General features: G+C 72.7%; 24 protein-coding genes, 1 tRNA gene and 1 pseudogene. 17 read left to right on the top strand and 9 right to left on the bottom strand.

Annotated features, from left to right (window positions below; translation table 11 throughout):
- The first annotated feature begins 5 nt into the window (after positions 1-5).
- From C569_RS0105755 to C569_RS0105745, 3 genes are all read left to right on the top strand, one after another.
- Positions 6-680, top strand: a complete 675-nt coding sequence (locus tag C569_RS0105755) for a DUF305 domain-containing protein (RefSeq protein WP_018784842.1) — start codon at positions 6-8, stop codon at positions 678-680.
- A gap of 346 nt (positions 681-1,026) precedes the next feature.
- Positions 1,027-1,722 carry a winged helix-turn-helix domain-containing protein gene (locus C569_RS0105750; protein WP_026267749.1) on the top strand — a complete coding sequence of 232 codons (696 nt, stop codon included), beginning with the start codon at positions 1,027-1,029 and terminating at the stop codon, positions 1,720-1,722.
- Positions 1,723-1,798: 76 nt separating this feature from the next.
- Positions 1,799-1,870: transfer RNA gene (locus C569_RS0105745), tRNA-Arg, on the top strand.
- A gap of 252 nt (positions 1,871-2,122) precedes the next feature.
- On the opposite strand, the gene ligD is transcribed toward C569_RS0105745, so the two are convergent.
- Positions 2,123-3,082 (bottom strand): non-homologous end-joining DNA ligase, encoded by a 960-nt coding sequence (gene ligD, locus C569_RS0105740; protein WP_018784840.1) that lies wholly within the window; start codon positions 3,080-3,082, stop codon positions 2,123-2,125.
- A 72-nt stretch (positions 3,083-3,154) separates the two neighbouring features.
- Between ligD and C569_RS0105735 the strand changes: the two genes are divergently transcribed.
- The 3 genes from C569_RS0105735 (at position 3,155) to C569_RS0105725 (ending at position 6,453) form a co-directional block, all read left to right on the top strand.
- Entirely contained in the window at positions 3,155-3,556 is a 402-nt protein-coding gene (locus C569_RS0105735) for a helix-turn-helix domain-containing protein (RefSeq protein WP_018784839.1), read from the top strand.
- A gap of 142 nt (positions 3,557-3,698) precedes the next feature.
- Positions 3,699-4,244: a TetR/AcrR family transcriptional regulator gene (locus tag C569_RS0105730; protein ID WP_026267748.1), complete on the top strand. Its 546-nt coding sequence runs from the start codon at positions 3,699-3,701 to the stop codon at positions 4,242-4,244.
- Positions 4,245-4,272: 28 nt separating this feature from the next.
- Positions 4,273-6,453 carry an MMPL family transporter gene (locus tag C569_RS0105725; RefSeq protein ID WP_018784837.1) on the top strand — a complete coding sequence of 727 codons (2,181 nt, stop codon included), beginning with the start codon at positions 4,273-4,275 and terminating at the stop codon, positions 6,451-6,453.
- A gap of 34 nt (positions 6,454-6,487) precedes the next feature.
- On the opposite strand, the gene C569_RS0105720 is transcribed toward C569_RS0105725, so the two are convergent.
- Complete coding sequence (locus C569_RS0105720) at positions 6,488-7,744, bottom strand: erythromycin esterase family protein (RefSeq protein WP_018784836.1); 1,257 nt, start codon at positions 7,742-7,744, stop codon at positions 6,488-6,490.
- Positions 7,745-7,876: 132 nt separating this feature from the next.
- Here C569_RS0105720 and C569_RS0105715 point away from each other — a divergent pair, with 132 nt between their 5' ends.
- A complete protein-coding gene (locus C569_RS0105715; RefSeq protein WP_018784835.1) occupies positions 7,877-8,074 on the top strand; it encodes a DUF2795 domain-containing protein in 198 nt (65 codons plus the stop codon).
- Positions 8,075-8,132: 58 nt separating this feature from the next.
- On the opposite strand, the gene C569_RS0105710 is transcribed toward C569_RS0105715, so the two are convergent.
- Positions 8,133-9,029, bottom strand: coding sequence for a Gfo/Idh/MocA family protein (locus C569_RS0105710; protein ID WP_018784834.1), 897 nt, complete (start codon positions 9,027-9,029; stop codon positions 8,133-8,135).
- 131 nt (positions 9,030-9,160) lie between these two features.
- On the opposite strand from C569_RS0105710, the gene C569_RS0105705 reads away from it, so the two are divergent.
- Both C569_RS0105705 and C569_RS0105700 read left to right on the top strand, forming a co-directional pair.
- Positions 9,161-9,571: a hypothetical protein gene (locus C569_RS0105705; RefSeq protein WP_081635903.1), complete on the top strand. Its 411-nt coding sequence runs from the start codon at positions 9,161-9,163 to the stop codon at positions 9,569-9,571.
- A pseudogene (locus C569_RS0105700) lies at positions 9,564-10,039 on the top strand (hypothetical protein). Before C569_RS0105705 ends, C569_RS0105700 begins: the two are co-directional and overlap by 8 nt.
- Here the strand turns inward: C569_RS0105700 and fabG are convergent.
- The gene (fabG, locus tag C569_RS0105695) at positions 10,012-10,770 is read right to left on the bottom strand and encodes a 3-oxoacyl-ACP reductase FabG (RefSeq protein ID WP_018784831.1); all 759 of its coding nucleotides are present in this window, start codon (positions 10,768-10,770) and stop codon (positions 10,012-10,014) included. The pseudogene C569_RS0105700 and the gene fabG sit on opposite strands and share 28 nt — an antisense overlap.
- Positions 10,771-10,830: 60 nt before the next feature.
- Entirely contained in the window at positions 10,831-12,483 is a 1,653-nt protein-coding gene (locus C569_RS0105690; RefSeq protein ID WP_018784830.1) for an alpha-amylase family protein, read from the bottom strand.
- Between the two features lie 177 nt (positions 12,484-12,660).
- Here C569_RS0105690 and C569_RS0105685 point away from each other — a divergent pair, with 177 nt between their 5' ends.
- The gene (locus C569_RS0105685) at positions 12,661-13,323 is read left to right on the top strand and encodes a DedA family protein (protein ID WP_018784829.1); all 663 of its coding nucleotides are present in this window, start codon (positions 12,661-12,663) and stop codon (positions 13,321-13,323) included.
- Positions 13,324-13,377: 54 nt separating this feature from the next.
- On the opposite strand, the gene C569_RS0105680 is transcribed toward C569_RS0105685, so the two are convergent.
- The 3 genes from C569_RS0105680 to C569_RS0105670 form a co-directional block, all read right to left on the bottom strand.
- Entirely contained in the window at positions 13,378-14,802 is a 1,425-nt protein-coding gene (locus C569_RS0105680; RefSeq protein WP_018784828.1) for a carbohydrate-binding protein, read from the bottom strand.
- A gap of 77 nt (positions 14,803-14,879) precedes the next feature.
- The gene (locus C569_RS0105675; protein ID WP_018784827.1) at positions 14,880-15,626 is read right to left on the bottom strand and encodes a membrane protein insertase YidC; all 747 of its coding nucleotides are present in this window, start codon (positions 15,624-15,626) and stop codon (positions 14,880-14,882) included.
- Positions 15,627-15,758: 132 nt separating this feature from the next.
- Positions 15,759-16,034, bottom strand: coding sequence for a DUF6412 domain-containing protein (locus C569_RS0105670; RefSeq protein WP_026267746.1), 276 nt, complete (start codon positions 16,032-16,034; stop codon positions 15,759-15,761).
- Positions 16,035-16,238: 204 nt separating this feature from the next.
- On the opposite strand from C569_RS0105670, the gene C569_RS0105665 reads away from it, so the two are divergent.
- From C569_RS0105665 to C569_RS0105650, 4 genes are all read left to right on the top strand, one after another.
- Positions 16,239-17,387 carry a glutamate--cysteine ligase gene (locus tag C569_RS0105665; RefSeq protein WP_026267745.1) on the top strand — a complete coding sequence of 383 codons (1,149 nt, stop codon included), beginning with the start codon at positions 16,239-16,241 and terminating at the stop codon, positions 17,385-17,387.
- Between the two features lie 41 nt (positions 17,388-17,428).
- Complete coding sequence (locus tag C569_RS0105660) at positions 17,429-18,805, top strand: FAD-dependent oxidoreductase (RefSeq protein ID WP_026267744.1); 1,377 nt, start codon at positions 17,429-17,431, stop codon at positions 18,803-18,805.
- A gap of 131 nt (positions 18,806-18,936) precedes the next feature.
- The gene (locus C569_RS0105655) at positions 18,937-20,358 is read left to right on the top strand and encodes a WGR domain-containing protein (protein WP_018784823.1); all 1,422 of its coding nucleotides are present in this window, start codon (positions 18,937-18,939) and stop codon (positions 20,356-20,358) included.
- 52 nt (positions 20,359-20,410) lie between these two features.
- Positions 20,411-21,283 (top strand): aminoglycoside phosphotransferase family protein, encoded by an 873-nt coding sequence (locus C569_RS0105650; protein ID WP_018784822.1) that lies wholly within the window; start codon positions 20,411-20,413, stop codon positions 21,281-21,283.
- A gap of 1 nt (position 21,284) precedes the next feature.
- Here C569_RS0105650 and C569_RS0105645 read toward each other — a convergent pair whose 3' ends face one another.
- Entirely contained in the window at positions 21,285-22,094 is an 810-nt protein-coding gene (locus C569_RS0105645) for an Fpg/Nei family DNA glycosylase (RefSeq protein WP_026267743.1), read from the bottom strand.
- Between the two features lie 441 nt (positions 22,095-22,535).
- Here C569_RS0105645 and C569_RS0105640 point away from each other — a divergent pair, with 441 nt between their 5' ends.
- The 3 genes from C569_RS0105640 to rocD all read left to right on the top strand — a co-directional run bounded on the left by C569_RS0105640 (position 22,536) and on the right by rocD (position 25,754).
- Entirely contained in the window at positions 22,536-23,438 is a 903-nt protein-coding gene (locus C569_RS0105640) for a DUF4190 domain-containing protein (protein WP_026267742.1), read from the top strand.
- A 286-nt stretch (positions 23,439-23,724) separates the two neighbouring features.
- Positions 23,725-24,540 (top strand): dimethylargininase, encoded by an 816-nt coding sequence (ddaH, locus tag C569_RS0105635; protein WP_026267741.1) that lies wholly within the window; start codon positions 23,725-23,727, stop codon positions 24,538-24,540.
- Positions 24,540-25,754: an ornithine--oxo-acid transaminase gene (gene rocD, locus C569_RS0105630; protein ID WP_026267740.1), complete on the top strand. Its 1,215-nt coding sequence runs from the start codon at positions 24,540-24,542 to the stop codon at positions 25,752-25,754. Before ddaH ends, rocD begins: the two co-directional genes overlap by 1 nt.

Below are 25,754 nucleotides of genomic sequence, written 5' to 3'. Positions count from 1 at the left end.
CCGCGATGACCGCTCCGGTGACCACCGACAGCGACCTGGACGAGGCTCCGCCGGCCGACCAGGGCGGCCGGGATGCGGTGCCCCGCTACGGCCTGCTGGCGGTGGCCGCCGCCCTCGTGGTCGGGCTGGTTCTCGGGTACGCGGGTGGCCTGCTCACCCCGACGCTCACCCGCCCGGGTGAGAACTCGGCGGAGGCGGGGTTCGCCCGGGACATGACCGCCCACCACAACCAGGCCGTCGCAATGGGCCTGCTGGCGTTCGACCAGGGTCAGGATCCCGAGGTACGCCAGGTCGGCGTGGACATCGCCACCGGCCAGCAGGGTGAGATCGGCACCATGCAGACCTGGCTGCGCTCCTGGAAGCTGGACCCGACCGGCGAGCAGGCCCCGATGGCGTGGATGCCGGACGGCGCCGGCTTGGTCAAGGACGGCCTGATGCCGGGCATGGCGACGCCGGAGGAGATGGCGAAGCTGCGCGCGGCGAGCGGTCGGGAGTTCGACGTGCTCTTCCTCCAGATGATGATCCGCCACCACATCGGCGGGGTGCACATGATCGACGGCATCCTCGACGAGGGCAGCGACGACGACGTGCTGGCGGTCGCCCAGACGATGAAGAACACCCAGCAGAACGACCTGACCAACCTGAGCGCGGCGCTGAAGCGCCTGGGCGGCACCGCATAACACTCGCCGCCCCGCACCATCCCCGAGGCCCGGTCCCCTCCCAGGGGCACCGGGCCTCACCGTCCCCGCCCCCGTCGGTACTTGATCGACACCAGGCGGGGTCGGGACGGGTGGAATGCAACCACTTCGGCGAAGTGGAGTCGATCAAGAACGGGTCGGAGCGGATGGGCCGGTCGAAGGAGGGACGGCGTGGGCGGGGTGGCCACGCCAAGTGCCGCGCGATGTGGGGTAGATGTCCCGGTTTGAGCGTTTGTAACGGTTTGGGGCTAACGGGTCATTGTGGGGGTTAGAGACTTTTCTACCCACATATCGTGACCAGTTGCGATTCGGGCTCGTTGCCCAAGACGTGGGGGTTGCACTCAGAGACGCAGGGCGGTCGGTGACCAGCTGGTGCCGACGCCACACCATCGGCGGTGACGGAGCGGTGGCAGCCGTCCGTCGCGGACTGCGGCAGGGCGAGCCGGGAACGCTCAGCCGCGAACAGGAACTCGAACTCATCGACGTGCTCCGGGGGGTCCACCCCGACGAGTTCGGCCTCGACGAGGAGCTCTGGACACGGCAGAGCCTGACCGCCCTCATCGAGCGCCGGTTCGGGCTGGCGATGGACGCCGGCACCGTCGGGGCGTACCTCCGGGCCTGGGGTCTGGGGCCGCGCGAGCCGCGCGAGCGGGCCTGCGGCCTGTGCGTCGGCGCGGTCGAGCGCTGGGTACGCAGCGAGTACCCGGCGATCACGCGGGCGGCGCAGGAGCACGCCGCGGAGGTCTACTGGATCGGCCGGGTACGCCTGCGCGGCACCATGCCCGCCGCCGACGTGGTCTCGGCGGTCTCCTCGCGGGGACGGGTGCGGTTCATGGTCACCACACCATCGGTGGACCCGCCGCTGCCCCGGGACTTCGTGCTGCGGCTCAGCGGCGCCGAGGAGCGCACCGTGCACCTGATCGTGGACGGCTCGTGGCCACGCAACGAGTGGCCCCGCCGGCTGCCCCGCCGGGTCGTGCTGCACCCGCTGCCGAGCTGCGGTCGCGCCGTCGCCGCGGCCTGACCCGACGAAGATCGACTCGCGGGGGTACCGATTCGGTGATCCGGGAGGGGGTTTGCTACTCTTCTCGGGTCGCTGAGCCCCCGTAGCTCAGGGGATAGAGCACCGCCCTCCGGAGGCGGGGGCGCAGGTTCGAATCCTGCCGGGGGCACCTCACAGAACAATCATCAAAGACCCTCGACCGGCATGGTCGAGGGTCTTTCACGTGTGAGTACGGCTCACCTCCTGATCGTCGAGCTGTCTCGTCCGTCAACGCAGGGCCATGGCGTGAAATTGGTGACATTACGTGACTGTTTCGATGAGGTGGCTTGATCGGCGGTTGGCGGTTCTGGTGGCGCGGGCGATGTTGGTTGCGCCGTTGAGTCGACCCGCCGCGATGCGGCGGCGTTGATCCGCCCAGGGATCACCCGGCCTCGCGGCGGGCCCGGGCTCGCCGTTTGCCCTCGTGCATCGCCTGCACCCGGGCCACCGGGATGGTCCGCCCCTGCTCGACCAGGTCCGCCGGCAGCCGCTGCGGCGCGGGCAGCGCCTCCGCCCAGGGATCCCGGTCACCCAGCAGCGCGGGCACGGTCCGTACGGTGAAGTCGGCCGGGCTCGCGCTCTCCAGGTCGGTCCAGCCCACCGGGTACGACACGGTGGCGCCGGGCCGGATCCGAGGGCTGTAGGCGGACACCACCGTCGCCCCGTACGCCCGGGTGGAGTCGACGAAGACGCGGCCGCCGCGGTCGGCGACGATGAACGCGGTGGTAGCGGCCGCCGGATCGAGCCGTTCGGTACGGGCGGCGAGCGCCCGGGTCGCGGCGGCGGCCTCCTCCGCGGTGGTGGCCGGGTCCACCGGCACGACCACGTGCACCCCCTTGGCGCCGCTCGTCTTCACCGCGCCGGTCAGCCCGGCGTCGGCGAGCGCCTGCCGCACCAGCAGCGCGACCCGCACCACGGCGTCGAACGCGTCTCCCTCCGGGGGATCGAGGTCGAGCACCAGGTGGTTCGGGCGCTCGGCCTGCCCGGCCGGAGCGAGCGTCGGGTGGTATTCCACCGCCCGCTGGTTGGCGAACCAGAGCAGCGTCCGCCGGTCGTCGCAGAGGGCGTACGAGATCCGCCGGTGCGACGCCTCCGCCCACACCTCGGTCCGGCGGACCCAGTCGGGCGTGTACTTCGGCAGGTTCTTCTGCATGAACGGCTCCTGGCCGGGCCGCACCCGCAGCACCGACAGCGGTCGGTCCCGCAGTTCCGGCAGGATCCGGTCGCACACGGCGTCGAGGTAGTCGACCAGGTCGCGTTTGGTCGCCCCGGCGCCGTCGAACAGCGGCTGGTCGAGGTTGGTAAGCGTCACTCCGGCCCGGCTCTCGTCGGCGGCACCCATCGGACCACCATCCCGGGCCGGGCCCGGCTCGGCAACCCCGACACGGTGCCCGGCACCTGGGACGATCGGTGCGTGGGTGAGGCAGAGGCGGACCGGTGCGGGTCCGGAGCGGCGGAGCGGGCCGGCGCGTGCACCGTGCGGGAGGCGCTGGACCGGGTCGGCGGCAAGTGGGCCATCGGCATCCTGATCGCCGCCTCGGCCGGCCCGGTCCGCTTCACCGAGCTGGAGCGCCGGGTGAAGGGGATCAGCCGGCGGATGCTCACGCTGACTCTGCGTAACCTGGAGCGGGACGGGCTGCTGCACCGGTACGTTCATCCCACGGTGCCGCCCAAGGTGGAGTACACGGCCACGCCGATGGCCGGGGAGCTGTACGAGTCGCTGGTGGCGCTGACGAGCTGGGCGGAGCGGCATCGCGAGGCGATCAGCGCGGCCCGGGCCGAGTACGACAGCAGGCACGGCCACCCGTCGGCCTGACCCAGCCCTCGACCCGCTGCGCCCAGTCGACTTGGTGCCGAACAGTCCTGAGCTGCGGAAACGACGCATTGTGGTGAACACCACGCGGTAGATCTGACCGATCGGTCAGACGCTGACCGATCGGTCAGGCATGCTGGACGACATGGCGCGACCGGCCCCCGCCACCCACCACGAGCTGCTGACCGCGGCCGCTCGCCGGTTCGCCGTCACCGGGTACAAGGGCACCTCGCTGCAGGACATCGCCCGCGAGGTGGGCTGCTCCAAGGCGACTGTGCTCTACCACTTCGCCAGCAAGGACGCCCTGCTCTGTGAGCTGATGGCCCCGGCCATCACCATGCTGGAGGAACTGGACGCCCGGATCGCCGCGCACACCGGCGCCCAGGCCCAGCGCGTCGCCGCGGACGGCTTCGTCGATCTGGCGGTCCGCTTCCGCCGGGAGATCGCACTGCTGCGGGGAGAGTTCCCCGACCTGCTCCAGCAGCCCGCGTTCGCCCACATCCAGGAGATCTCCGAACATCTCATCGCCGCCTTCTCCGGCTTCTCCGACCGTCCGGAGGCACGCGTCGCGGCGCTCGTCGTGCTCGCCGGCATCGCCGAGACCTGCGGCGAGTTCCTGGACATCCCCGACGACCAGCTGCGCACCGCGCTGCGCGCGGTGGCGTACCGCGCACTCGAAGTAACCACCTGATCCGTTCCTGCGAGGACAAGGAAGGTCCATGGCGACCCTGCTGTACCGGCTCGGCCGGGCATCCCTGCGCCGGCGACGACTCGTCGCCGTCGTCTGGCTCGTCGTACTCGTCGGCCTCGGCCTGGCCGCGGCCACGCTGCGGGGCCCGACGGCGAGCAACTTCACCATGCCGGGCACCGAGTCGCAGAAGGCGATCGACCTGCTCGCCGACCGCTTCCCGGCGGCCAGCGGCGCCACCGGCACGATCGCCGTCAAGGCGCCGCAGGACGGCGCGCTGACCTCACCCGCCGGACAGGCGGTGGTCAAGCAGGTCACCCAGGAGGCAGCCACGCTGCCCGGCGTGGTCGGCGCGGTCGACCCGTACCAGGCGCAGGCGCTCACCCCGGACGGCCGGTACGCGCTGATCCAGGTGCAGTTCGCCGGCGGGGCCGACGAGGTCACCGACGAGCAGCGCGACGCGTACGAGAAGGTCGGCGCGCAGGCCGAGGCGCAGGGCTGGCAGATCGCGCCCGGCGGCGAGGTGCTCAACGGTGAGCCGGAGGTCGGTTCGACCGAGGCGATCGGCGTGCTGGTCGCGGCGATCGTCCTGATGATCACCTTCGGTTCGCTCGTGGCGGCCGGGATGACCATGCTGAACGCGCTGATCGGCGTCGGCGTCGGCATGGCCGGCCTGTTCGCGCTCAGCGGCGCGGTCGAGCTGACCAGCACCGCGCCGATCCTGGCGCTGATGCTCGGCCTCGCGGTCGGCATCGACTACTCGCTGTTCATCACCTCCCGGCACCGCCAGAACCTGCTCGACGGGCTCTCCCCGGAGGAGTCGGTCGGCCGGGCGGTCGGCACCGCCGGCTCGGCAGTGGTCTTCGCCGGCGCGACGGTGGTGGTGGCGCTCGCCGGCCTGGCCGTGGTGGGCATCCCGTTCCTCACCGTGATGGGCCTGGCCGCCGCCGGCACCGTGACGGTGGCCGTGCTGGTGGCGATCACGCTGGCCCCGGCCCTGCTCGGCTTCGCCGGCCACAAGGTGCTGCCGCGCAAGCTACGTGACCGCAAGGCGGTCGAGGACCCGACCACCGGGTCGGAGGACCGCTCCGGCTTCGGCTTCCGCTGGGCGCGGTGGGTGACCCGGTTCCGCATCCCGGTCATCCTGGTCGGGCTGCTCGGCCTCGGCCTGCTCGCGGTCCCGGCCCAGGACATGCGCCTGGCGCTGCCGGACGCCTCCGCCGCCGCCGAGGGCACCCCGGCCCGGGTCAGCAGCGACCTGATCCGGGAGGGCTTCGGCCCCGGCTTCACCGGCCGGCTCGCGGTCGTGGTGACCGCCGACTCGCCGCAGGACACCCAGGCCGCCATCCCGCAGGTCACCGCGCTGGTCCAGAAGACCGAAGGGGTGCTGGCGGTGGCCCCGCCGCAGGTCGACCCGTCGGGGCGTACCGCGCTGCTCGGCGTGATCCCCGAGACCGGGCCGACCGACGAGGCGACCGAGACGGTCGTGCAGGACATCCGTGCGCAGGTCGCCGGCATCCAGAACGCCGACGTGCTGCTCACCGGCGTCACCGCGGTCGGCATCGACGTGTCGGAGAAGCTCTCCGACGCGCTGCCGGTCTACCTGCTGCTGGTGGTGGGCCTGTCGATCCTGCTGCTGATGCTGGTGTTCCGGTCGATCCTGGTGCCGGTGAAGGCGGCCCTGGGCTTCCTGCTCACCGTGGCCGCCACCTTCGGCATCACGGTGGCGGTGTTCCAGCAGGGCCACCTGGCCGACCTGGTCGGCCTGGACACCCCGGCGCCGCTGGTCAGCTTCCTGCCGATCCTGCTCATCGGCATCCTGTTCGGCCTGGCCATGGACTACGAGGTCTTCCTGGTCTCCCGGATGCGCGAGGACTTCGTGCACGGCGACACCGCCCAGCAGGCCACCATCAACGGCATGGGACACGGCGCCCGGGTGGTCACCGCCGCCGCGCTCATCATGATCTCGGTGTTCGGCGGCTTCGTCTTCCTGGAGGACCCGATCATCAAGTCGATGGGCTTCGCGCTCGCGATCGGTGTCGCCATCGACGCGTTCGTGGTCCGGATGACGATCGTGCCGGCGGTGATGTCGCTGCTGAACAACGCAGCCTGGTGGCTGCCGCGCTGGCTGAACAAGATCCTGCCCAACGTGGACGTCGAGGGTGAGGGCCTGCGCGCCCACCTCGCCGAGAAGCAGCACGCGAACGTGTGATCCGTACGGGTGGGGTCCGTCCGGGCCCCACCCGTCACACGCCCGCCGGATACGTCTCCATCTCACCGGGCACCACGAGCGTCGGCAGCGGGTGCAGCGCTGTCGTCTCGTCGCACCAGATGAACGCGTCGTAGCGCTCACCCAGCCGGGTCGGCACGTAGTTGCCCCAGGACTCGAAGCTCGGGTCGTACACCACCCCGACGGCCCGGTGGTCCGCCTCGCCGGTCACCCACTCCGGCTGGTCGTCGCCGCCGAAGACCAGCACCGCCCGATCCGGCATCAGCTCGTGCAGCCGATGCTCCACCGAGCCCTCCCGAGCCGGCGGGACCACCATCGTCTCGGCCGGTGAGCCCCAGCGCGGCGCGGCGACCACGCTGCCGCGGAAGCTACCGAAGCCGATCAACGCCACCGCGTCCCGGCCGTGCCGTTCCCGGCCGAGCTGCCCGATGTTGACCATGCCGTCCGCCGCCATGTCGGTGGCCCGGGCGTCGCCGACGTGCGTGTTGTGCGCCCACACGATGCCCCGCGAGCCCGGTCCGTACCGGTCGAGCAGCCGGTCGAGCGTGTCGGCCATGTGGACGTCGCGGACGTTCCACGACTCGGGCCCGCCGCCGACCATGGCCCGGTAGTACCGCTCCGCGCCGGCCACCACCTCCGCGTTCTGCCAGGCCGAGAAGCGGTCCGGGCCGTCCGCGGCGGCCTGTTCCCGGGTACGCGCCAGCAGCCGGACCACCTCCTCCTCGCACCGGGCGGAGACGAACCGGCTGGCCATCCCGTACTCCTCGACCCGCTTGCCGTACGGCTCGAAGCAGCGGTACGCCTCCTGGGCCGCCTCCAGCGAGGCCGGGTCCTCCTCGCCGAGGTAGTCGAAGATGGCCTGCATCGACTCCCAGAGGGAGTACACGTCCAGCCCGTGGAAGCCGGCCCGCTCCCCCTCGTGGCGATCCAGGTTCCACGCCCGCAGCCAGCGGCAGAAGCGGGCCACCTCGGCGTTCGCCCACATCCAGGTGGGCCAGCGCTCGAAGCGCTCCAGCGCGACGAGCGGATCGGCCGCCCCGTCCGGGGCGCCGACCACCGACCGGTGCACCCGGTCGCAGTCCGGCCAGTCGCCCTCCACCGCCACGAAGTCGAACCCCTGCTCGGCGATGAGCCGCCGGGTGAGCTGTTCCCGCAGCCGGTAGTAGTCGTAGCTGCCGTGCGTCGCCTCGCCGATCATCACCACCCGGGCGTCCCGCACGCGGTCCAGCAAGGGGTCGAAGTCGCTCGGCGCGCCGAGCCGCTGTACCAGCATGTCAGCGGCTACCCGGGGCCCGTCGGGACAAACCGGCTACCCGCTGAGCCCGGGCGGCGGCGGGCACGCGGCGGACGAGGTCCGGAACCCGCAGATGGGCATGGCGCCGGGCTCAGCGGGTAGCCGGGCGGCATGACCGTCACCGGCGCGCAGTTGCAGGAGTTCCTGGCCGGGCTGGACTACCCGGTCTCCCGGGAGGATCTGGTCCGCTGGGGCCAGGAGAACGGCGCGAGCACCGAGGCGCTCCAGGCGCTGCGGTCCCTGCCGGCCGAGGAGTTCCACTCTTCCACCGAACTGGGCGAGGCGATCGTCACGCTAGCCGGCGCCTGACCGGCGGTGTTAAGCGGGGGCCCCTCCTCTACCGGAGACGTTAAGAAGGGGCCCTTCCTTACAGCTCGACGGTGCGGGCCTGCGTCCGGGCGGTCTGCGCGGCGTCCAGCACCGCCACCACCTCGCGGCCGAACCGCACGTCGCAGCGGTGGTCACGGGTGCCGGCGTCGACCTCCTCCAGCAACTGGTCGAGCGCGGCGCCGAACGCCTGGAGCGCGCTGCCGTCGCCGGGCGGGACCGTCTCGGTGCCGTTCTCGCCGAAGAAGACGAAGTCCCGGGTGACCGCCTCGGACGGCGCGTCGAGGGTGAGCGAGAGTGAGCTTGTCGCACCGCCGTCGTGGGTGAGCAGCAGGTGCACCAGGCCGCTCGGGCCGTCCATCGCGGCGACCCGGGTGACCCGGCCGAGCACCGGCAGGATCAGCGACAACGCGTGCGGGCCGATGTCCCAGAGCGCGCCGCGCTCCCGCCGCCAGGTCGAGTCGCCGTACGGGTTCTGAGGCTGGAAGATCGACGCGAACATGGTGGCGCGGGCGTGCTGCCAGCCGCCGGCCGCCGCGGTCGAGGCGAGGAACCCGGTGACGTTCGGGTGGAAGCGCTGGGTGAAGAAGACCACCGAGGCGACCCCGGACGCCTGGGCCGCCGCGACCACCCGGTCGGCGTCGGCGAGGTCGAGCGCCAACGGCTTGTCCAGCAGCAGGTGCCGTCCGGCGGTGGCGGCCCGCACGGCGATGTCGGCCTGCACGTCCGGCGGGAGCGCCACGGCGACCGCGTCGCAGGCGTCGATGAGGGCGTCGACGTCGGTGAAGGCCGGTACGCCGTGCCGGGTGGCCAGTTCCTCCGCCTTCGCCGGGTTGCGCCCCCAGACGCCGGCGAGCCGGGCCCGCGGGTGCGCCTCGATGGCCGCGGCGTGCGTCTCCGCCGCCCAGTAACCCGTGCCGAACAACCCGAACCGCACCCCGGCCCCCTGCCGTCGACGTCCGCCACCGGCGTGCGCCGGGACCGTGATCCACGCTAGTCCCCGGACCCGTCCGGCGCGCCCCGACCCGGCGGGCGAGCCGCTACTACACGGATTAGTAGGCTGTGCCGGTGAACGACACCGTGTCGACGACCAGCGCGGCGGACGCCTCTCCGGTGGACGGGCCGCTCGCCACGGTCGCGATCGTGATCTCGCTGGCGGTCGCGGTCTGGGCCCTGGTGGCGGCGGTACGCCACCGGCCGCCGGACCGGATCCAGTTCGTCGGCCTGGCGGTGCTGGAGGTGGCGCTGCTCGCGCTCACCGTGACGGCGCTCGTCGCGCTCGGCGGCGGGGACCGGCCGGGCGAGCCGGGCGCGTTCTTCGGCTACCTGGTGACGCTCGTCTGCCTGCCGCCGCTGGCCTGGGTGCTGGCCCGGATGGAGCCGACCCGCTGGGGCTCGGGCATCGTCTGCGCGATCTGCCTGGTCACGCCGGTGGTGGCGGTACGCCTCCAGCAGACCTGGGACATCCTCGGTGGCTGACACCACTTCCGGACACGAGCAGCGCGCCACCAACCGTGGGCCGGGGCGGTTGCTGATCGCCGTCTACATCCTCTTCGCCATCGCCGCGACCTCGCGGGCCGGCTTGCAGATCGCCACGAGGTTCGACGAGGCGCCGGTGGCGTACCTGCTCTCCGCGCTCGCCGCGCTGATCTACATCGTGGCGGCGGTCGGGCTGGCCCGGGCCGGGCACACCGGCCGCCGGGTCGCGCTCGCCTGCTGCACCGTCGAACTGGCCGGGGTGCTCGGGGTGGGCGTGCTGAGCATCGCCGACCGGGAGCTGTTTCCGGACGAGACGGTCTGGTCCGACTTCGGCAGCGGCTACGGCTACGTGCCGCTGGTGCTTCCGGTGCTCGGCCTGTTCTGGCTCTGGCGCACCCGGCGCGACCCCGCCTGAGCGGGCCCGCGCCGGGTGGGGCGGGTCAGTCCTTGGGACCGCCTGCTACGTAGATGACCTGGCCGGAGACAAAGGACGCGCCCTCGCTGGCCAGGAACGAGATGGTGTGCGCGACGTCCTCGGGGCGGCCGGGACGGCGTACCGGGATCTCGGCGGCGGCGTGCTTCTGCAGGTCGTCGAAGTCGACCTTCATCCGGGCCGCGGTCGCCGCGGTCATGTCGGTGACGATGAAGCCCGGCGCGACCGCGTTCACTGTCACCCCGAACGGGCCCAGCTCGATCGCCAGCGTCTTGGTGAAGCCCTGGAGGCCGGCCTTGGCGGCCGAGTAGTTCGCCTGGCCCCGGTTGCCGAGCGCGGACGTGCTGGACAGGTTGACGATCCGGCCCCACTTCGCCTCGACCATGTGCTTCTGCGCGGCCTGGCTGAACAGGAACGCCCCGCGCAGGTGCACGCCCATGACCGTGTCCCAGTCGCCCTCGGTCATCTTGAACAGCAGGTTGTCACGCAGCACGCCGGCGTTGTTGACGAGCACTGTCGGTGCGCCCAGTTCGGCGGCGATCCGTTCCACGGCGGCCTCGACCTGGGCCCGGTCGGACACGTCGGCGCCGACGCCGAGAGCCCTGCCGCCGGCCGAGCCGATGGCGTCCACTGCCTCCTTGGTGGCGGACTCGTCGATGTCGACCACGGCGACGGCCATGCCGTCGGCCGCCAGACGGCGGGCGGTCGCCGCCCCGATGCCGCGCGCGGCTCCGGTGACGATGGCGACGCGGGGCTCCTCCGACATGATTACCTCCCGGTAACTTATGGCTCGATCGCAGGAGCTTAACCCGCCGGTACGCCGTGCCTACCGGCCGTCGCCCCGGCAGAGCCGGATCCACCGGTAGCCGTACCCGCCGAGCTTGAGCCGGTCGAGCTTGCCCACGTCCTCGTAGTTGCGGTCGCTCAGCACGTCGATCGGCAGGTCCGCCTCCGGCGCCAGCGTGCTCAGGTCGACCTCGGCGTCGCCGGTGCCGAGGTTGTGCAGGAAGACCATCGTCCCGGTACGCCCGTCGGCGCGGTGCGCGAGCACACCCGGCGGCATCGGCACGTCGATGTGGGTGGTGCTGCCCGAGCCGATCTCCGGCGCCTCCCGCAGCGTCCGGATCATCCGCTCGAACCAGGCGAGCAGCGACCGGGGATCCTTGCGCTGGGCGGTGACGTTGACGTTCTGGTAGCTGTACTCACCCTTGTCGATCACCGGGCGGATCAGCTTCTCCGGCTCGGCGGTGGAGAAGCCCGCGTTGTCCTTGTATGACCACTGCATCGGGGTACGGATCGCGTCGCGTCCGTCCAGCGCCAGGTTCTCCCCCATGCCGATCTCCTCGCCGTAGCGCAGCACCGGCGTGCCGCGCAGCGAGAACTGCAACGCGTACGCCAGCTCGATGTGCCGGCGGTCGTTGCCGAGCATGGGTGCGAGACGCCGGCGGATACCCCGGCCGTAGAGCTGCATGTTCTCGTCCGGCCCGAACGTCGCCAGCACGTCCTTGCGCTGGTCGGCGGTGAGCCGGGACAGGTCGATCTCGTCGTGGTTGCGCAGGAACGTCGCCCACTGGCCGCCGGTGGGCAGCTTCGGGGTGTCGCGCAACGCGTCGATGATCGCCTCCGGGTCCTCCCGGGCCAGGGCGAGCATCAGCCGGCCGTTGAGCATGAAGTCGAACAGCATGTGGATCCGGTTGCCCGACCCGCTGCCGTCGCCGAAGTAGACGGGCAGCTCGTCCGGCTCGACGTTCGCCTCGGCCAGCAGGGCCGCGTCGCCGCGCCGCCACTGCACGTGCTGGCGCAGGTCGGTGAGGAAGTCGAAGTCCTTGGGTGAGTTCGGGTTGCCCGGCTCGGTACGTTCGATGATGAACGGCACCGCGTCCATCCGGAAGCCGGAGACGCCGAGTTGCAGCCAGAACGAGGTGATCTTCTTGATCTCCGCCCGGACCTTCGGGTTCTCGACGTTCAGGTCCGGCTGGAACTTGTAGAAGCGGTGGTAATACCACGCCTTGGCGGTCCGGTCGTAGGTCCACGTCTCGTGCTGCTCGCCCGGGAAGACCATGCCCTGGTGGCGGTCGTCCGGCTCGTGGTCGGCCCAGACGTACCAGTCCCGGTACGGCGAGTCGGGCGAGGACCGGGCCGACTGGAACCACGGGTGCTGGTCCGAGGTGTGGTTGACCACCAGGTCGATGATCACCCGGATGCCCCGGTTGCCCGCCTGGTGCAGCAGTTCGGCGAAGTCACCGAGCGTACCCAGGCGCGGGTCGACGTTGTAGAAGTCGGTCGCGTCGTACCCGTCGTCCTTGTTCGGCGAGGGGTGGATCGGGTTCAGCCACAGGCAGGTCACGCCGAGCCGGGCCAGATAGTCCAGCCGGCCGATGAGGCCCTGGAAGTCACCCACCCCGTCGCCGTCGGAGTCCGCGTACGTGTCGACGTCGAGGCAGTAGACGACCGCCTCCTGATACCACCTGTCACCCATGCGGGGACTAGTTCTCCGATCGCGCCCGGCGGCAAACCCGGTACGACTGGTCCGCTTCACCGGCTGGCGGCGGGGTCCGGCGGACGCCGCGCTGCACCCGGAGTCTGAGGCAAAGGTGTGACGGCGGGTCGTCCGGGTATCACGTCGGATCTCCGGCTCTCGCGTGGAAGGACCGCCATGGCCCTGGCCCAGGACGTCGACCCGAACCAGTTCACCGGGCTGACCGGCTGGGTGGCGAGCGTGATCGACTCGCTCGGCGCGGTCGGGGTGGCGCTGCTGGTGGCGCTGGAGAGCATCGTCCCGCCGATCCCGAGCGAGATCGTGCTGGCGATGGCCGGCTACCTGTCCGCCGAGGGCCGGTTCAACGTGGTGCTCATCGTGGTCGCCGCGACCGTCGGCTCTCTGCTCGGCGCGCTGGTGCTCTACTGGCTCGGCGCGGCGCTCGGCGAGGACCGGCTCAAGCGCTGGCTGGACCACATCCCCCTGGTCGACCTGGAGGATCTGGAGAAGGCCGACCGCTGGTTCGAGCGGCACGGCCGGTGGGCGGTGCTGATCGGCCGGGTGGTGCCGGTGGTGCGCAGCCTGGTCTCGATCCCGGCCGGTGCGAACCGGATGCCGCTGGGCGAGTTCATCCTGCTGACGACGCTCGGCAGCGGGGTGTGGAACGCGCTGATCGTCGGCGCGGGTTTCGCCCTCGGTTCGCGGTGGAGGGACGTCGACAGGTACGGCCAGTGGTTCAACTACGCGATCTTCGCCGTCTTCGGTTTCATGATCGTGAGCTGGGCGGTGAAGAAGGTACGCCGGCGGCGCGCCCGGCAGTCGGTGGCCACCGGGCGCTGACCGCCGCGCGGGCGGCCCGAACCCCGAGGGGTCCGGGCCGCGTTGCGGCCGCGTTCAGCGGCGGAAGGTGAACCAGTTGACGTTGACGAAGTCGGACGGCTGGCCGCTGCTGAACGTCAGGTAGACAGTGCGCCGGCCGGTCACCGCGCCGACGTTGCCGGGCACCGAGCGCCAGGTCTGCCAGCCGCCGGTGTTGCCGACCGCGAAACTGCCGATCGGCGGCGCGGTCGGGCTGTCCACCCGGACCTCGACCAGCCCGCTCACTCCGGACGCCGCGCCGGAGGCGACCCGGGCCACGAAGTCGCGCGGCGGCGTCGAGCCGAAGTCGACGTTGTCGTAGCGGGCCCAGTCGCCGTTGGCGAGCCAGCCGATGTCCTGGCCGCCCTCGGCGCACGTCTCCACCTGCACGCCGTTCTGCGCGTTGAACGACTCGGCCTGGATCGTGGCGTACGCGTCGCGCACCCCGCCCGGCGGCGGCGTGGTCGGGTTCGGCGACGGGTTGCCGCCACCGCCCCGGGTGTAGACGGCCACGTAGTCGACGAGCATCGACCGGCCGGGCACCGTGGCGGCGGTGGGCGTCGCCGAGCCGGCCACGCCGTCCGGGAAGCCGCCGCCCATCGCCACGTTGAGCAGCAGGAAGTAGCCGGCGTGGTTGGTCATCTGACTCCAGTACGGCTCACCGATCTGGTTCTGCCGGACGGTGTGGAAGAGCTGGCCGTCGACGTACCAGCGCAGTTGCTGCGGGCTGGTCGAGGCGTCCCACTCGAACCGGTAGGTGTGGAACGCCGACTGGCAGGTGCTGCCCGGGCAGGCCCGGGACGCGCCGATGCCGTTGAACTCCCCGCACGGGCCGCCCGGCGCGACACCGCAGTGCAGCACGCCCCAGACCGAGTTGATCCCGTTGACGTTCTCCATCACGTCGAACTCGCCGATGCCCGGCCAGTTCTGGTAGTTGCCCCGGTACGGCGAGCCGAGCGCCCAGAACGCCGGCCAGTACCCGGACGCCGCCGCGCCTGTCACGTTCGGCATCTGGATGCGGCCCTCCAGGGCCAGCACGCCGCCCGACGGCGCCTTGAAGTTCGAACGCACCGTCTCGATCCGGGCCGAGGTCCAGCGGCCGGCCGAGTCCCGCAGTGGCGTGATGCGCAGGTTGCCCGAGCCGTCGTGGGCCAGGTTGGCGGTGCTGGAGGTGTAGGTCTGGATCTCGCCGGTGCCCCAGTTGGCCGGGCCGCCCGGGTAGCCGGTGCCGGTGTCGATGATCCAGTTGGCGGACGAGGGCAGCGTGCCGGCGGAGCCGGTGAAGTCGTCGCTCCACACCAGGTTCCAGCCGGACGGCGTCGGGGGCACGGCGGCCTGGGCGGTCATCGAGACGCCCGCGAGCGCTGTGGTGAGCGCGAGGACGCCGGCGGCCAGGGCGAGCCGGCGGCGTGTTCGGGGCTCGGTTGCGGAGGCGGCCGGGGCCGCCGGGATCGGGTTCATTCGGGGTGCCTCTCTGCGGGGACGGGTCCGGAGAGCGCTCTCTGAGAGCGATTTCTACGCGCCCGCCCCCGCACTTGTCAACGCTTGTCGATGGCTTCCGCCGGCTGCGGCCGGCGCAGCACCACCTGCTCCAGCGCCGTCCACGCAGTGGTGGTGACCAGATAGAGCACCGCCGCCAGCGGCACCACGAGCGCCACCAGCACCGTGCCGTACGGCAGCAGCGGCAGCAGCCGCCCGAGCACCGCCGCGCCCGGCCCCTCGGCCGGGGCACCGGCCACGGTGCCGGTGGCGGCCGCCGCCCGGCGCATCCGCCGCGAGGACCACCAGGCCAGCGCGAGCAGCGCGGCCAGCAGCACCCCGAACACCAGCGGCACCGGGCCGGCGAGCCCGTCGCCGAGGTGCCACCCCAGCGGTACGCCGGCGAGCCGCTCCCCCAGCAGCTCCGGCGCCCCGTCACCGGTGGCGAACACGCGGTACATGACCAGGAAGAACGGCGCCTGCAACAGCGCCGGCAGGCAGCCCGCGACCGGGCTGGCCCCGGCGTTGCGGTAGAGCGCGAACAACTCGCTCTGGAGGCGGGCCGGATCGTCGGCGTACCGGCGCTGGAGCTCCCGTACATCGGGGGCGAGCGCGGCGCGGCGCCGCTCCCCGCGAACCTGGGCCACCGTCAGCGGCGAGATCAGGAGCCGGACGGCGACTGTGAACAGGACGATGGCGGCGGCCGTCGCGGCGCCGCCGGCGAGCGGGGCGAGCACCTCGGCGAGCCAGGTGACGACGGTGGCCGCGGCCGAGGCCGCGGAGTGCAACGGAGCGAAGGCGAGCATGGGTGGACCCCTCGATGGCGATTCCGGTGTCCCGGGCGGCGACATGCCGCACGGCGGGACGGATGACGACGGAATCGGCCGCGAAAGCCGGGACGGAGCAACCGGCGACCGCCGGAGCGAACCGGCGGACGGCTACGCGGCCGAGGGGCGCAGGCCGGGTGCGCGGGGACGCGGACGCCCCGCTGCGTCCGGGTCGACCTGCCGGGGCACCCCCCGACGGCGGGCGCGCGCCCGCAGCGAGGCGGTGAACCGGGTGCCGGGCGGCGTGGGCAGCGCGCGGACCCGCAGCGCGAGCAGGGTGGCGAGCAGCAGCGCGGCGACGACGGCCGCACCGGCGACCAGGCCGGCCGGCCGGTCGGCGAACAGCGTGAGGGCGTAGGCCCACGCCCCCGTCAGCACCGCCAGCATCCCGGCCACGCGACCACACTAGCCCGCCCTGTCACGCCGCGGGCGCCCCGCGCGCACGGCGGACCGGTACGCCGCCACTGCGGCCGGACGACCCGAACGGGCGAACCGGCGCCGACACGCCACCGGCACGTTTCCGGAAACGGACACGGTGGGTAACAGGGCCTCGACCACGTGGCACGGTGCCGCGAGCGGTCCGGAGAGACGGTGGTGACGATGAGTGGCCCAGTGGCGGAGCGGGAGCAGAGCGCCGCACCCGGCGGAACCGACCTGCTGACAGTCGGCGTCGAGGAGGAGTTCCTGCTCGCCGACCCGCACACCGGGGCCGCCGTACCCGCCGTCGACCTGGTCATGGATCAGGTGCCGGCCGAGCTGCGGGGTCAGGTGGAACGCGAGTTCCAGACCAGCCAGATCGAGATCGGCAGCCCACCCGGGCTGGACCTGTCCTCGATCCGGCACTCGCTGTCGATGCTGCGCACCGAGCTGGCCGACGCCGCCGAGCGGGCGGGCGTACGGCTGCTCGCGATCGGCACCGGGCCGGTCGACGGGCCGGTGCCGCCGGTGGTGGACAAGCCGCGCTTCGACCGGATGATCGAGCGGTTCCGGCTGCTGGTGCCCGGGCCCGGCAACAACGGCATGCACGTGCACGTCGGCATCCCCGACCCGGGCACCGGCGTGCAGGTGCTCAACCACGTCCGGCCGTGGCTGCCGATCCTGCACGCGGTCACCGCCAACTCCCCGTTCTCCCGTGGCGAGGACACCGGGTACGCGAGCTGGCGCTCGGTGGAGTGGGAACGCTGGCCGTCGGTCGCGCCCACCCCGTTCCTGGAGTCGCACGAGCACTACGAGCGGCTGATCCGGCAGCTCATCGCCAGCGGCGTGATGCTGGACGAGGGCATGCTCTACTGGTACGCCCGGCTCTCCGCGAAGTACCCCACGGTGGAGATCCGCATCGGTGACGTCTGCCCGTCGGTGGACGACGCGGTGCTGGTGGCGGCACTGGTCCGCGCGCTCGTCGCCACCGCGCTCACCGACGTCGCCGCCGGCCGTCCGGCCGTCAACACCGACCACCACCTGCTGGTGGCGGCGCACTGGCGGGCCGCCCACGACGGGCTGGAGGGCGAGGGCGTCGACCTCACCGACGGTGAGCTGCGCCCGGCCTGGGAGCTGCTGGACCGCCTGGTGGACCGGCTGCGCCCGGAACTGGAACGGCACGGTGACCTGGACCGGGTGACCGACCTGCTGGCCGGGCTGCGCCGGCACGGCAGCGGCGCGGCGCGGCAGCGGGAGGTGTTCGCGCGTACCGGACGGCTCGTCGACGTGGTCGCGGACGTGGCGCGACAGACCCGTGGTTGAGCGGCCGCGCGGCCGTGGCCCGGCATGACAGGATGGGCGACGTGGCCGAACGCATGATCGTCATCGGCGGCGACGCCGCCGGCATGTCGGCGGCGTCGCAGGCGCGACGCCGCCGCCGCGACCGCTCCGACCTGGAGATCGTCGCGTTCGAGCGCGGTCACTTCACCTCCTACTCGGCCTGTGGCATCCCCTACTGGGTCAGCGGCATGGTGGCGGAGCGGGACGAGCTGATCTCCCGCGATCCGCAGACCTTCCGCGACGACTTCGGCATCGAGGTCCGTACCCGCCACGAGGTCACCGCCATCGACCTGGACCGCCGCGAGGTGACCGCGCGCGACCTGGACGGCGGCGGCGAGGTCCGCGCCGGTTTCGATACCCTGGTGTACGCCACCGGAGCGTCCCCGGTGCAACCGGAGTGGGCGCGCGACGAGGTGTCGGGCGTGTACGGCGTGCAGACGCTCGGCGACGGCGCGGCGCTGATCGACTGGCTGGAACGCGAACCCCGGCCCCGGCACGCGGTGGTGGTCGGCGGCGGCTACGTCGGCGTCGAGATGAGCGAGGCGCTCGTGCAGCGCGGGCTGAAGGTCCAGCTGGTCGAGCAGGCCGACCAGCCGATGTCGACTGTGGATCCGGACATGGGCGAGCTGGTGGCCGACGCGTTGCGCGCGACCGGGATCGGCGTCCGCACCGGCCTCACCGTCACCGGTCTCCAGGAGCGGGACGGCCGGATCTCCGCGGTGGTCACCGACGAGGGGCCGATCCCGGCCGACGTCGTGGTGCTGGGTCTCGGCGTACGCCCCAACACCGCGCTCGCCGAGGCCGCCGGCCTGCCGATCGGTCCCTCCGGCGCGGTCCGCACCGACCGCCGGATGCGGGTGCCGGGCGTGCCCGGCGTCTGGGCGGCGGGCGACTGCGTGGAGTCTCTGCACCGGGTCAGCGGCATGCCGGTGCACATCCCGCTCGGCACGCACGCCAACAAGCAGGGCCGGGTCGCGGGCATCAACATCGGCGGCGGGTACGCCACCTTCCCCGGCGTCATCGGCACCGCCGTCACCAAGGTCTGCGAGCTGGAGGTGGGCCGCACCGGGCTGCGTGAGCGGGACGCGCGGGAGGCCGGCTTCGAGTTCGTCACGGTGCTGGCCCAGTCGACGAACCGGGCCGGCTACTACCCGGGCTCGCGGCCGATGACGGTCAAGCTGATCGCCGAACGGCTCAGCGGGCGGTTGCTCGGGGCGCAGATCGTCGGCTGGTCCGAGGCGGCCAAGCGGATCGACGTGCTCGCCGTGGCGCTGTGGAACGGCATGACCGTGGACGAGATGACAGCCCTCGACCTGGGCTACGCGCCGCCGTACGCCCCGGTGTGGGATCCGGTGCTGATCGCCGCCCGCAAGGCCGTCGACGCGCTGGCCGCCGTGTAAGGAAGGGCCCCCTATTAACGCCTCCGGTAGAGGAAGGGCCCCTTCTTAACACCGGCACCCGGGTTTGTCGGTGCCGGGGGTTAGCGTGTGCGCGTTGCCGGTCCGGCACTTCCCCTCGGAGGTAAACCCCCATGCCACAGGAGACGACCTACCTCGAACTGTCCGAAGTGGACGGTAAAGCGCACAAGTTCTACGAGGTGGTGGTCGACGACATCGCGATGACCGTCCGCTACGGGCGGATCGGCGACCAGGGCCAGGTGAAGACCAGCACCTACCCGGACAACACCCGCGCCCGCGCCGCCGCCGCGAAGAAGATCGGCGAGAAGGTCCGCAAGGGGTACGCCCCGGCGGTGCCCGGCGTACGCCAGAAGCGGACGGTGTCGCGCCGGCAGATCGTCAGCACCCGGTCGACCGCCCGCACCGCCCCGGTCCTCTGGCGGTACGCCTCGGGTGCGCCCGCCTTCGGCATCTTCGTCGACGACCGGCACTGCATGGTCGGCAACGAGCACGGCGTGATCACCACGCTCGACCACGACGCCCGGCTGGTCAACCAGGTCCGGCTCCCCGACGGGGTGAAGTGCATCGTCGCCGACGACGCCTGGGTCTACGCCGGCTGCGACGACGGCAACGTCTACGACCTGTCCGGCAAGGTGCCCCGCGCGGCGTACGCGATCGCACCCGAGATCGACATCTACTGGCTGGACATCCACGACGGCGTGCTCGGCGTGTCCGACCGCGACGGCGGCATCTCGGCGATCGACCACGAGGACGAGTTCCTCTGGCGCCGGCCGGGCCGGGGCCGGTCGGCGTGGATGGTGCGCTGCGACGCCGACGCGCTCTACCACGGCCACTCGAAGGGGGTCACCGGCTACGACTGGCGCACCGGGCGCGAGCTGTGGCACACCGGCACCGGGGCGGTCCTGTTCGGCTGGCAGGAGCGCGACGCCGTGTTCGCCGGCACCGGCACCCGCGAGGTGGTGCGCCTACACAAGGACGGCCGGGCCGAGCAGGTCTACCGCTGCGACTCGGCGGTCTTCTCCTGCGCCACCGCCGAGGGCGGCCGGTACGTGTTCGCCGGCGACAGCGCGTCCTCGATCTACTGCTTCGACCGGGCCGGCAACCGGCTGTGGAAGCTCGGCACCGGCTGCGGCTCGGCGTATTCGATGCAATACCACGACAACCGGCTCTACGTGGTCACCACGAGCGGCCACCTGGCCTGCATCGACGCGAGCGAGGCGGCGATCCGGGCGGCCGAGGCGGGCAGCGTGCCCGACGTGGTGGACGTCAAGGCGCCCGCCCGGATGCCCGAGACGGCCGCGTGGACGTCGGTCGAGGTGACGACGGACGACCGGGACGGCGTGCTGGTGCAGTGCGTCGAGCACGGCGGCCGGCTGCGCGTGCACGTCCTCGCCGACGGCTACCGGCGGGACTGGTCGGTGCAGTTCCCCAAGGGCATCCGCGAGCCGGGTGCGCGTTACCTGGTCACCGAGGTCCGCGAGTCCGGCCGGGGCGGCTTCTACCGGGCGTACGGGGACATCCGCCGGCTGCGCTGACGAGAGCCCGCCCGGGACAGCGGATCGTCGCCGCACCGGTCAGGATGACCCGATGCGGTGCGACATTCCCGAAGGGCTGCGCTGGGTCGAGCGGACCGAGGCCGGCCGGGCGTGGCTCGCGGAGCTGCCCGGCCGGCTGGCCGACTGCGTCGCGCGGTGGGAGCTGACGCCCGGCCCGCCATTCGCGTACGCGTTCGCCTCGCTGGCGTTGCCCGCGACGCTTCCGGACGGCACCCGGGCGGTGCTGAAACTCCAGTACCCGGACGACGACAGCGTCCACGAGGCCACCGCGCTGGCGCACTGGGACGGGCGCGGCGCGATCCGGCTGCTCGGGCACGACGCCGACCGGCGCGCGCTGCTCGTCGAGCGCTGCGACCCCGGCACGCCGCTGCACTCGCTGGCGGCCGACGCGGCGCTCGACATGGCGACCGGCCTGTTGCCGGGGCTCGCGGTGCCGGCCGGCGCGCCGTTCACGCCGCTCGCCGAGGAGGCCGCCGGGTGGGCGGACCGGATGCCTGGCAACTGGCGGCGGACCGGCCGCCCGTACGAGCGGCGCCTGCTCGACACCGCGCTCGGGCTGCTCGCCGATCTGGCGCCGAGCCAGGGCGAACAGGTGCTTGTCAACCAGGATCTGCACGCCGGCAACATCCTGGCGGCAGGGCGCGAGCCGTGGCTGGTGATCGACCCGAAGCCGCTGGTCGGCGAACAGGAGTTCGCTGTGGTGCCGCTCGTGCGCGGCGCGGAGCTGGGCCACTGTCCGTCGGCGGTCCGGCACCGGCTCGACCGGCTCAGCACCGAGCTGGGCCTGGACCGGGAGCGGGTACGCGGCTGGGCGATCGGTCAGGCGGTGGCCTGGAGCATCGGCGGCGACCAGGTCTTCCCGGGCAACGTCGAGGTGGCCCGCTGGCTGCTCGACGAGATGTGACTCAGCCTGCCTGGCAGGTGGGGCACCAGTAGAGGTTGCGCCCGGCGAGCGCGCCCCGGCTGACCGGGGTGCCGCAGACGTGGCAGGGCGCGCCGGGGCGGCGGTAGACGTACACCTCGCCGCCGTGCCGGTCCACCCGGGGCGCGCGGCCGGTCGCCTCCGGCAGGTCGGCGTCGCGCACGGTGTCGATCCGGCCCCGTTCGACAGCGCGGGTCATCAGCGCCACCAGGTCCGCCCAGAGTTCGGCCCAGCCGGGCGGCGTCAGCTCCCGCCCCGGCAGCAGCGGCGGCAGACCGGCCCGGAACAGCGCCTCGGTCACGAAGATCAGACCGGTGCCGGCCACCACCGACTGGTCGAGCAGCAGCGCGGCCAGCGGGGTGGGGCTGCGGCGGATCCGCGCCCACGCCCGGTCCGGGTCGGCGTCGGCGCGCAGCGGGTCCGGCCCGAGCCGGTCGCGCAGCGCCGCCACCTCGGGCGGGGTCAGCAGCTCGCAGGCGGTCGGGCCGCGCAGCTCCAGCCAGTGCCGGTCGCTGTGCAGCCGCAGCCGCACCTGCCCGACCGGGGCCGGTGGCTCCCCCGGCCCGTCGGCGAACTTCCCGTACAGGCCGAGGTGTACGTGCAGCGTCAGGTCGCCCGCATAGTGGTGCAGCAGGTGCTTGCCGTACGCCTCGGTGCCGTCCAGGACGGTGCCGCTCAGGCGGGCCGCGCCCTCGGCGAAGCGCCCCTGCGGGCTGTCGGCGTGCAGCTTGTCGCCCGCGAACAGCTCGGCGTGCCGGGCGGCGAGGCGGTGGATGGAGTGTCCCTCTGGCACGACCGCCAAGCGTAGCCAGCGGATCGCACCGCCGGCGACTTCGGGCCGCGGGACGCCGTTTGATCGATGTCCGTCGACTGAGAGACTGGCGGTGGTAGCGCTCGGGAGCCAGTGCGAGCCGCTCGCCGGAGGGACACACGCGGGGTGATGGGCCATCCCGGTGCCGGGCAGTCGTCTCCTGCGGCTACGACCCGCCGCTGGTCGCCAGCCTCTTCGCCAGCCGCGAGGACGCCACCGCGTGGCGCGACCCGGTGGCCGAGGCGGTCACCGGGCCGCAACGCTCGGGCACCGTGTCCGTCGACGGTCTGACCCCGGGCACCGCGCGTGGCGGTGGTCCGCTGACGAGCGCATCCAGTCGGTCCTGGGGTGTCGATTCAGGGGCACCTGGGTACTTCCTGGATGTCATGCGCGGCCTCCGCGCCTGGATCAGGAGGTGCCATCGTGAAGATCCTGTCCCGCCGGAACACCCCGGCGACCAGTGCCGATACCAACGGCGACGGCGTGGTCGACGAGCGCGACCGGACCGCCGAGCAGCCGGCCGGCCGGCCCGTGGTCACCGACCGCGACGAGGAGCGGACCACGTACCGCAGCGCCGCCACCGCCACCGACGACGAGCGCGCCCGGGAAGCGGCGGCCGACCGGGACGCCCGCGACAGCGGCGCGGCGGTGGCGACCGACGGCCGGACGGCGGCCACCGCCCCCGGCGGCCGGACCGCCGCCACGACGACCGACGGCCTCGTTGCGGCCGACGACGAGCGGGACGCGGAGGCCCGGCGACGGGCGGCGGACCGCGGCGCGGCGGCGCGCGCGGTCACCGGCCGCCGGGTCGACGCCGACACGCGGACCGCTCCGGTGACCGACGCCCGCACCGTGGGCGCGGCGCCCGCTGCCGAGCGCACCGTGGACCTGGACCGCGACGGCCGTCCGGACCACACCGACCTCGACCGGGACGGCCGGCCCGACGGTACGGACGCCGACCGCGACGGCCGGGTGGACCGGCCGGAGCCGTACACCACAAAGCGTCCCCGGGCCAGCCTGCTCGCCACGCTCGGCCTGATCGTCTCGGTGGTCGGGGCGCTGTTCGTGCTCTCCGGCACGCTCGCCGGGTACGGCATCGGCGTCGGCGCGACCGGCGCCGTGCTGGCGGTGCTGGGCCTGATCGCGACCCGTCGGCGGCACGTGGCGGGCAAGACCGACGCGCTGATCGGTATCGCGGTCGGTCTGGCCGCCGTGGTGCTCGGCATCGTGGCGATGACCGGCCAGTTCGACTGGCCGACCACCGACGGCGACTGGGTGGGCCGGTTCCGCGAGTGGCTCGACTCACAGTTTGGCAGCTGGTTCTGACGGGCACTGTCCCGATCGCCGGCAGCTCCGGCGGGCCCGATCAGTTCTGGTGGTTCACCGGCCGGGCGACACCTCTTTCGGGGGCGGCGGTTCGCCGCCCCCGAAGTGTGTCCGGCGTCGGCGCAATGATCACTCGCCGCTGACCGATTCAACGCAACGATTAGCTGCCGAACGCAACTTCCGGTGGTGGATGTCGTCTACCCGGGCCGCATAACGTTGGAGCACGGCGCCAGCCCGTGGGCCGACCGTGGCCGGGCGCGCCCGACCCTGGGAGCACGACATGACGATGGACGCCATCCGCCAGCGCTTTCTGATGTGCCGGCCGACGTACTTCGCCGTCGACTACGCGATCAACCCGTGGATGGACCCGACCGCCCCGGTCGACGCCGACCTGGCGATCCGGCAGTGGGAGCAGCTTCGGCGCACGTACCTCGACCTGGGCCACGAGGTCGACCTGATCGAGCCGGTCGCCGGCCTGCCGGACATGGTCTTCGCCGCGAACGGCGGCACCGTGATCGACGGCAAGGCCATGGCGGTGCAGTTCCGCGACCCGCAGCGCGCCGACGAGGCGCCCGCGTACCGGGCCTGGTTCGAGGGCGCCGGCTTCGAGCTGTACGACCCGAAGCACGTCAACGAGGGCGAGGGCGACGTCCTGCTGGCCGGTGACCACCTGCTCGCCGGCACCGGGTTCCGCACCGCGCACGCCTCCCACGCCCAGCTCCAGGAGGTCTTCGGCTACCCGGTGATCACCATGCAGCTGGTGGACCCCCGCTTCTACCACCTGGACACCGCGCTGACGGTGCTCGACGAGCGCACCGTGGCGTACCTGCCGGAGGCGTTCTCCCCCGGCAGCCGGGCGGTGCTGCGCCGGCTGTTCCCGGACGCGATCCACGCCACCATGGCCGACGCCGAGGTGCTGGGCCTGAACGCGGTCGGCGACGGCCGGCACGTGGTGCTGCCCGCGCAGGCCACCGACCTGGCCGCGAAGCTGCGCGACCGAGGCTACGAGACCATCGGGATCGACCTGTCCGAGCTGCGCAAGGCCGGCGGCGGACCCAAGTGCTGCACGTTGCGACTCCGTCAGGGAAAGGCGAGCAAGTGATCATCGACGACATGCTGCGGACTCCGTCCGCGGTCCGGGACGCGGAGCGTCACACGGCGCACAACTACCACCCGCTGCCCGTGGTGATCTCGTCGGCCGAGGGCGCCTGGCTGACCGACGTGGACGGCCGCCGCTACCTGGACTGCCTGGCGGGATACTCGGCGCTGAACTTCGGCCACCGGCACCCGAAGCTGATCGAGGCCGCGCACGCGCAGCTCGACCGGCTCACGCTGACCAGCCGCGCGTTCGTGCACGACCAGTTCGCCGACTTCTGCCGCGAGCTGGCCGCGCTCTGCGGCAAGGACCTCGTGCTGCCGATGAACACCGGCGCCGAGGCGGTGGAGACCGGCATCAAGGTCGCCCGCAAGTGGGGCTACCAGGTCAAGGGCGTCGCCCCGGGCCAGGCCAACATCGTGGTGGCGGAAGGCAACTTCCACGGCCGTACGACCACGATCGTCAGCTTCTCCACCGACTCCGACGCGCGCGCCGACTTCGGGCCGTACACACCGGGTTTCACCGTGCTCCCCTACGGCGACCTGGACGCGCTGACCGAGGCGATCGACGAGAACACGGTCGCGGTGCTGCTGGAGCCGATCCAGGGTGAGCAGGGCGTCGTGGTGCCGCCGGAGGGCTACCTGCCGGGCGTGCGCCGGGTCTGCACCGAGCGCAACGTGCTGTTCGTCGCCGACGAGATCCAGTCGGGCCTGGGGCGTACCGGCGCGACGTTCGCCTGCGAGCACGAGGGCGTCGAGCCGGACATGTACCTGCTGGGCAAGGCGCTCGGCGGCGGCATCGTGCCGGTGTCGGCGGTGGCCGCGAACCGGGACGTGCTGGGTGTGCTCCAGCCGGGCCAGCACGGCTCGACGTTCGGCGGCAACCCGCTGGCCTGCGCGGTCGCGACCGAGGTGGTCCGGCTGCTCGCCACCGGCGAGTTCCAGCGCCGCTCGGCCGAGCTGGGCGAGCGGCTGCACGCCGGGCTGCGCGGCCTGATCGGCAAGGGCCTGGTGGCGGTACGCGGGCGCGGGCTGTGGGCCGGGCTGGACATCGACCCGGAGCTGATGACCGGCCGGCAGGCGTGCGAGCGGCTGATGGAGCGGGGTGTGCTCGCCAAGGACACGCACGGCTCGACCATCCGGCTCGCCCCGCCGCTGGTGATCACCGAGGAGGAGATCGACCACGCGGTGGCGCAGCTCGCCGCCGTGCTGGCCGACTGA

Origin of the sequence: Micromonospora sp. CNB394 (assembly GCF_000374985.1) — a bacterium.
GTDB lineage: Bacteria > Actinomycetota > Actinomycetes > Mycobacteriales > Micromonosporaceae > Micromonospora > Micromonospora marina.
Note: the sequence above shows the minus strand (reverse complement) of the source record. Positions and strands in the feature narration are given on the sequence as shown.